Origin of the sequence: Roseovarius pacificus, from assembly GCF_900142665.1 — a bacterium.
Lineage (GTDB): Bacteria > Pseudomonadota > Alphaproteobacteria > Rhodobacterales > Rhodobacteraceae > Roseovarius > Roseovarius pacificus.
Window position 1 is genome coordinate 253,224 of sequence record NZ_FRBR01000005.1, and the last position, 6,247, is coordinate 259,470.

Genomic DNA, 6,247 nt, shown 5'->3' on the forward strand with positions numbered 1-6,247 from the left:
GAAACGCCGAAAGTCTACAGTTTGTTGACCGGAACCTTCAGGAAGACATTGCCTTGTTCATCCTCAGGAGGCATTTGCCCCGCGCGCATGTTGACCTGTAGCGAGGGGATGATCAGCCTCGGCATGGCAAGGGTCGCATCGCGCGCATCGCGCATCTTGACGAAGCTGTCCTTATCTTGTCCGCCGCCGATATGGATATTGCGCGCCTTCTGTTCGCCGACAGTGGTTTCCCACGCGTATTCATCACGTCCGGGCGCCTTGTAATCATGGCCTACGAAGATTCGGGTGTCGTCGGGCAGGGACAGGATTTTCTGGATCGACCGGTACAGGGTTTCCGATGATCCACCGGGAAAATCGCAGCGCGCCGTGCCGAAATCGGGCATGAACAGCGTATCGCCCACGAAGGCCGCGTCGCCAATAACGTAGGTCAGGCAGGCAGGGGTATGGCCCGGCGTGTGCAGGACATCCCCGCGCAACTGACCGATATGGAAACTGTCGCCTTCGCGAAACAACCGATCGAATTGCGAGCCGTCGCGTTGAAATTCGGTGCCTTCGTTGAAGACCTTGCCAAAGGTATCCTGCACGATGCGGATATTGTCACCGATGCCGATCTTGCCGCCTGTCTGCTGCTGGATATAGGGCGCCGCCGACAGATGGTCGGCGTGAACATGGCTTTCCAGAAGCCACTGAACCTCAAGCCCTTCGGCCTTGATGTAGGCAATAATTTCATCGGCTGATCCGGTATCGGTTCGCCCCGATGCGTAGTCGAAATCGAGAACCGAGTCGATCACGGCGCAGGTACTGCCAGCGGGATCGCGCACCACGTAGGAAACGGTATTGGTGGCATCATCGAAAAATGCCGTGACCTCTGGTGACATCTCAACCTCTCATTTTCGACCGTCTTTATATCGGATATGTTGCATGTGACGCAAACCCTGCGTCTTGACCTGTGTCAAGGTTATATGTCGTCCTGCGTGCAAGAGTATCTGTTGCTGACGGAGGACCGCAATGAATTCTACAACGACTTATCGCGAACTACTGATGTCCCGGCTGGCCGAACTGGACGGGCGGTTGCATCGAATCGAATCCGAGTTGGACGAGGAGCACTCGAAAGACTGGGAGGAAGCCGCAGTCGAACACGAAGGTGATGAAGTTCTCCAGCAACTCGGGCAAAGCGGGCAGGAGGAAATTGCGCGTATCCGGGCCGCATTGCAGCGTTTGCGTGATGGTACATATGGTGAATGTGTACGCTGCGGTGATCAAATTTCCGCCGAACGGCTGAAAACGCTGCCCGAAACGCCTTTATGCAAGGACTGTGCGGCAGCTGTGTGATAGGCTGGGTTTACCGGTGTCCCCTGGTTTCGAAGCTGCCGGTATCGATACGGAGGAGAGTCGAATGGCCGATCTGAACGACAAGCTTGCAAAGCTGAAGGATGAAATCCTGAATGGTGATCCTGACACACGCTATGGGTACGAACCGCAACTGGCGCAGTTGATCGAAGATATGCAACAGCGAGGTATGGCGGTGCCGTCCGATATTCGGTGTTTGCACGAAGAACTGGTAAGCCAAGCCATCGAGGCGCAGTTCGACAACATGCCCGTTTGACATTGTTCGGTTGACGCCGGGGCGATCCGATGCTTGCGTAACGCGATTTTCTTCGTACTAATTCGTACAGATCGTGATTGTTATGACAAGCGGGGGACAGTTTGACGTCAGAAATTCACCACGAATTGCGTGATGGTGTTGCTCTCGTCACTCTGGATCGCCCTGTCGCCAATGCATTGGCCCCGTCCTTGCGGGCCGAGTTGTGCGATGTTCTGGCAAATGTGATGACCGATGATGCGGCACGGGCTGTGGTGCTGCGTGGTGCGGGCAACGGATTTTCCTCGGGTGTGGATATTTCGGAATATGACGGGCCACTTGCCAGTCCGTGGATTTCCGATTTGTGCAACCTGATCGAAAATGCGCCCAAACCGGTGGTGGCCTGTTTGCATGGCGCGGTTCTGGGCGCAGGATTCGAACTGGCGCTGGCCGCACATGCGCGTGTGGCGTCGCGTCAGGCGCGGCTGGCCTTGCCAGAGGTGACACTGGGCCTGATCCCGAGCGGGGGAGCCACGCAGAGGCTGCCACGCATCGTCGGGGCGCAGGCTGCATTGGAGTTCATGCTTTCCGGACAAGTCGTTGCAGCCGATGATCCGCGCATGGCGCGGTTGTGCGATCGTCTCGTCGAGAGCGACCCTTTGGACGCGGCGCTGGATCTGGCGCGCGATCTGGCGGGTCGCGGCACCTGGCGGCGAACCTGTGATTTCCAGCGCGGGTTTTCCGATCCCGAACGCTATCGAAAGGCCGTTGGGGGGATCGCGGCGCAACTCGCTGCTGCCGAAGGGCCCGAGCATGATGTGGTCAAGTGTGTCGAGGCCGCGCAGCTTTTGCCCTTTGATCGGGGCCTGGAATTCGAAGAGGCGCTGTTTCAGGACCGGTTGAACAGCCCCGAGGCGCGCGCGCGCCGGCATCTCTATACCGCCGAGCGCCGGGCTGCGATCTTTCCCGAAGTGGCCCGCGTACCCCAGCCGCAGCATTTGAAACGCATTGCTCTTTTGGGGGATGGCGCGTTGCTGGCCGAATTGGCGGTGGCGTTGCTGGACGGCGGCAAACATGTCGATTTGATCGCCTCGTCCGAAGGCGCGACCGAGGCCGTGCTGAAGCGCGTGGCAGGTATCTATCAAGGGGCTGTCGCAAGCAAGCGGCTGGATGCCAGTGAACGCGATGCCCGGCTTGTGCGACTGGCCCGGCAGGATGGTGCGAAAGAACCGCCAGCGGTGGACCTGGTGATGGATACCGGGCAGGGCGCGATTCCGGATGACCTGTCCAGGTCATACGCAGGGGCGATATGGGCGGTGTTGGGCGATGGGCCCCGCGTTGCATCGCGGTCGGAGTATATTGCAGACCCTTCGCGTTGCTTGGGACTGCGGCTGTATCGCCCGGCGCATAGTGTGGGTCTGGCCGAAATCGCGGTTCCCGATGGCGCGGAACCGGCGGCGATTTCGGCTGTGGCGCGCATGCTGATGGGGCTGGGCCGGACGGTGATCAGATGTTCGGGTGCTCCGGGCGGTGTGGGCGATACGATGCACGCGGCGTTGTGCCGGGCCGGGCTGGCACTGGCGCAGGCGGGGGTGTCACCTTACGCGGTGGATGCCGCGGCATGTGATCTGGGGTTTTCCCAGGGGCCTTTCCGAATGATGGATGCCGAAGGGCTGGAGCCTGAACTGGAGCGGATCGACCGCCTTGCGAGGCTCAGGGAAGAGCCGCCTTTGCCCGATTGGGGATTGTTGCAGGCGCGTATCGCCGACGGAGCGACAGGGCAGGCCGCTGGCCGTGGATTTTACCTTTATCCCGAAAATGGCGATCCGCAACCCGACGCGACGGTGTCGGCCTGGAGCGATGCGCAGGATACGGATGCCGATCTGAGCAATATCAGTGTGCAAGAGGCGCTTCATGCCGCGTTGGTGAATGCGGCGGCGCGTCTGGTGGTGGATAAGGTGGTGCTACGCGCCTCGGATATAGATGTGGTGATGGTCAAGGGGCTGGGCTTTGATAGCAAACTGGGTGGCCCGCTGTTGCAAGCCGACTTGCAGGGTATACTGCATCTGTTGCGGGTGATGCGGGAATTGGAAACGCTGGACCCGACGCTTTGGCGCCCTGACGCCCTGATCGAGGATATGGTCAAGAATGGCCGCGGCTTTTTCGGCCGCTCGGTTTGAGACTCAACAAGAACACGGGCCTCAGCCCAGCAGAATCCCGACAACCACCAGCATCAGTCCCAATACCGACAGGAAAAGCGCGCCGGTGTTGAGCGGCACCACTTTGCGGATTTCTTCGCGCAGCGTGTCATCATCCAGCCCGGCCTTGCGGGCCTTCCAGACCTTTACGATGCACCATACAAGCCCCGCGAGACCGGTGAGCGAGACCAGCGCCCCAAGCCAGATCAGCCATTCCATAGCGTGCCCCTTTCGCGTTGCCATGCGCCGCCAAGCGCCTAGACGACCGGGCGCGAAACTGCAACCGTCAAGATGGATGCAGATGTATCTTGCAGGTGCCGTTTGGCGCGGTTAGGAGAGGAGCCTCTAGCGATCGGAGGACTTCATGGACGATACCAACCCACAGTCGAGCTATCGTGTCACTGCGGACGAACTGCGCCAGTTCATCGAACGGTTCGAGCGGCTGGAAGCCGAGAAAAAGGACATCGCCGATCAGCAGAAGGAAGTCATGGCCGAGGCCAAGGCGCGCGGCTATTTTTACCCCCAGAAAAATGTAATCTAAGTTTAATATCAGAGAATTAGATGGAATACATGTCGCGCGGAGATGTATTCGGCGGCGGCGGCAACAGCAGGCGGAGACAGATATGCAAGATGAAATCGAGACGTCGAACTACAAGGTGACGGCGGGTGAGCTACGGCAGTTCGTTGAGCGCATTGAGCGCCTTGAGGCTGAAAAGAAAGATATCGCAGATCAAATCAAGGAAGTTTTTGCGGAAAGCAAAGCGCGTGGGTATGATCAAAAGGCACTTAGAGCTCTGATTAGCTTGAGAAAAAAGGACAGCGATGAAGTCGCAGAGCAAGAAGCAGTACTCCAGATGTACAAAGAAGCTCTGGGGATGAACTGATTATTGGACTGGGCTCCACAGGGTACTTTTCTGCAAGCTTCACCCTGAAACAGAAAGCCACAAGGCATATCATCGCATTGATGATTAGTGAGGTGCCCAGCCCCAACAGTTACGGCATGCTGCTGTATCGAAAGACGTCAAGAAATCCTTTGACCAGATATCGTGTGATCTCTTGGCGTGGCAATTTCGACCTTACTCAAGAGCTCAGCAGGCGGAATATCCAGCAAGCGGGCGATTACTACTAATTCCACGACATCTACTCTCCGAAGTCCTTTCTCAAGCTTCGCGATGAAAGATTGTCTGAGACCCGTTTCTCGAGCTAAGTCACGCTGCGACCAACCCTTCGCGGTGCGGTAGTCCAAGATGCTGTTCCCAAGAGCGAGCAGCCCTGAACTTCTAATAGATTTGGTCATTTTCGCCTGCCTGCTGTCACTTGACATCGGCGTAACCGCAAGCTGAAATGAACCTAAATTGGGTTCAGCGGAGGCGAACACATGCGAACTGTCGAGACCAACGACATGTTGTTGCGGGCAGACCTTTTGGCACATGAGGCGAGGCAGGCAGTCCTTTGCGAGTTCATCACAGATTCCGTTGGTCGTCGCATGGTCCAAAGATTGCTCGACAATCCTACTTTTCGCCCCTTGCTTGAGCTGAAGCTCAACGGATGCACAACTTATAGGGGTGCGAGGCTTCTCGCGGCCGAAGAGCTTGTGAAGTTGGAAACATTCAAGGTGCGCCCATCTCCATTTAGAGGTGAAAAATTTGAAGCTCTAACGATTACGAGTTTGGGGGAAATCTTCGTGTCCGAAGAGATTGATGGTTTGGAAGAGAACAGATGGTTATCTATTTTGCACCGATCAATATTGGCTTACTCATGTATTGACGATGGTAATGGGATCTGCGGAACACGTTCGTTTATTGAGACTTCGCTTGAATTGCCCGATCCAGAAATCTTGAAAAGGCTGGTTTCTGTTTGGAGCGGATCGCGGCAATTTCCTGAAGCAAGTACCATTCCTCAACAAATCAACGACGAGCAGCGGGCAAACGCTGCACACTGGTGGTCAGAAGCCAGTATAGTGACAAGGTCTGGGCGTATAGTTGAATTGCCGTCTTCGGTGTAATGGGTCAGCCCACGAAACAATAATACCAAGCTTTGCTCGATGACGACTGCATTGTCAAAAAGGTTCGCAATCCAAGTTCGAAGAAGCATGGATTGACTCATCTATAACCGGAAGATCGTAACATTTCGGGATTGTTCTGTGAGCGGGCTCTGTCGCCGCCGCCGGGGTAACGATTTGGTGCGCGATCAACGCCGTTCGGACGTAAGGTCGCGATCAGCCGCATGATTCTGAAGCGGTTCGTTGCCTCATCGAATAAGCCTGCAACATACCCGAGTATGATAGCTAATCCAGCCGGTAGACGAATGAATCTCGAGCAAGTATTTCGTAAACGGTGTCCGCGCCCCACGTTTTTTGCTGTTTGGTTTTCTGCGAGGTCATCCCTGTTGTTGAACAGGAAGGATTTTCTCCATGGAGACTACGGCGGAGTTTCTCAGGTCGCTTGGTGTGGTGATCTACGCGGAT

At 56.5% G+C, this 6,247-nt stretch carries 10 protein-coding genes; 6 read left to right on the plus strand and 4 right to left on the minus strand.

Annotation, left to right across the window (positions count from 1 at the left end; genetic code table 11):
* Nucleotides 1-14 precede the first annotated feature (14 nt).
* Nucleotides 15-878 carry an MBL fold metallo-hydrolase gene (locus BUB53_RS11535; protein WP_073034902.1) on the minus strand — a complete coding sequence of 288 codons (864 nt, stop codon included), beginning with the start codon at nucleotides 876-878 and terminating at the stop codon, nucleotides 15-17.
* A gap of 130 nt (nucleotides 879-1,008) precedes the next feature.
* Between BUB53_RS11535 and BUB53_RS11540 the strand changes: the two genes are divergently transcribed.
* The 3 genes from BUB53_RS11540 (at nucleotide 1,009) to BUB53_RS11550 (ending at nucleotide 3,762) form a co-directional block, all read left to right on the plus strand.
* Nucleotides 1,009-1,332, plus strand: coding sequence for a TraR/DksA family transcriptional regulator (locus BUB53_RS11540; RefSeq protein ID WP_073034903.1), 324 nt, complete (start codon nucleotides 1,009-1,011; stop codon nucleotides 1,330-1,332).
* 64 nt (nucleotides 1,333-1,396) lie between these two features.
* Nucleotides 1,397-1,606, plus strand: a complete 210-nt coding sequence (locus tag BUB53_RS11545; protein ID WP_073034904.1) for a hypothetical protein — start codon at nucleotides 1,397-1,399, stop codon at nucleotides 1,604-1,606.
* 101 nt (nucleotides 1,607-1,707) lie between these two features.
* Complete coding sequence (locus BUB53_RS11550; protein WP_084729091.1) at nucleotides 1,708-3,762, plus strand: enoyl-CoA hydratase-related protein; 2,055 nt, start codon at nucleotides 1,708-1,710, stop codon at nucleotides 3,760-3,762.
* A gap of 21 nt (nucleotides 3,763-3,783) precedes the next feature.
* Here the strand turns inward: BUB53_RS11550 and BUB53_RS11555 are convergent, their stop codons facing one another.
* Nucleotides 3,784-3,999, minus strand: coding sequence for a hypothetical protein (locus BUB53_RS11555; RefSeq protein ID WP_073034906.1), 216 nt, complete (start codon nucleotides 3,997-3,999; stop codon nucleotides 3,784-3,786).
* A 145-nt stretch (nucleotides 4,000-4,144) separates the two neighbouring features.
* Here BUB53_RS11555 and BUB53_RS11560 point away from each other — a divergent pair, with 145 nt between their 5' ends.
* Both BUB53_RS11560 and BUB53_RS11565 read left to right on the plus strand, forming a co-directional pair.
* Nucleotides 4,145-4,321 carry a DUF2312 domain-containing protein gene (locus BUB53_RS11560; RefSeq protein WP_373285781.1) on the plus strand — a complete coding sequence of 59 codons (177 nt, stop codon included), beginning with the start codon at nucleotides 4,145-4,147 and terminating at the stop codon, nucleotides 4,319-4,321.
* 82 nt (nucleotides 4,322-4,403) lie between these two features.
* Nucleotides 4,404-4,664, plus strand: coding sequence for a DUF2312 domain-containing protein (locus BUB53_RS11565; RefSeq protein ID WP_073034907.1), 261 nt, complete (start codon nucleotides 4,404-4,406; stop codon nucleotides 4,662-4,664).
* Nucleotides 4,665-4,801: 137 nt separating this feature from the next.
* On the opposite strand, the gene BUB53_RS11570 is transcribed toward BUB53_RS11565, so the two are convergent.
* Nucleotides 4,802-5,077 carry a helix-turn-helix domain-containing protein gene (locus BUB53_RS11570; RefSeq protein ID WP_073034935.1) on the minus strand — a complete coding sequence of 92 codons (276 nt, stop codon included), beginning with the start codon at nucleotides 5,075-5,077 and terminating at the stop codon, nucleotides 4,802-4,804.
* A gap of 81 nt (nucleotides 5,078-5,158) precedes the next feature.
* Here BUB53_RS11570 and BUB53_RS22470 point away from each other — a divergent pair, with 81 nt between their 5' ends.
* Nucleotides 5,159-5,785, plus strand: a complete 627-nt coding sequence (locus BUB53_RS22470) for a hypothetical protein (protein ID WP_143163195.1) — start codon at nucleotides 5,159-5,161, stop codon at nucleotides 5,783-5,785.
* A gap of 282 nt (nucleotides 5,786-6,067) precedes the next feature.
* Here BUB53_RS22470 and BUB53_RS23175 read toward each other — a convergent pair.
* A partial coding sequence (locus BUB53_RS23175; RefSeq protein ID WP_234983214.1) for a hypothetical protein occupies nucleotides 6,068-6,247 on the minus strand: 180 nt, incomplete at its 5' end.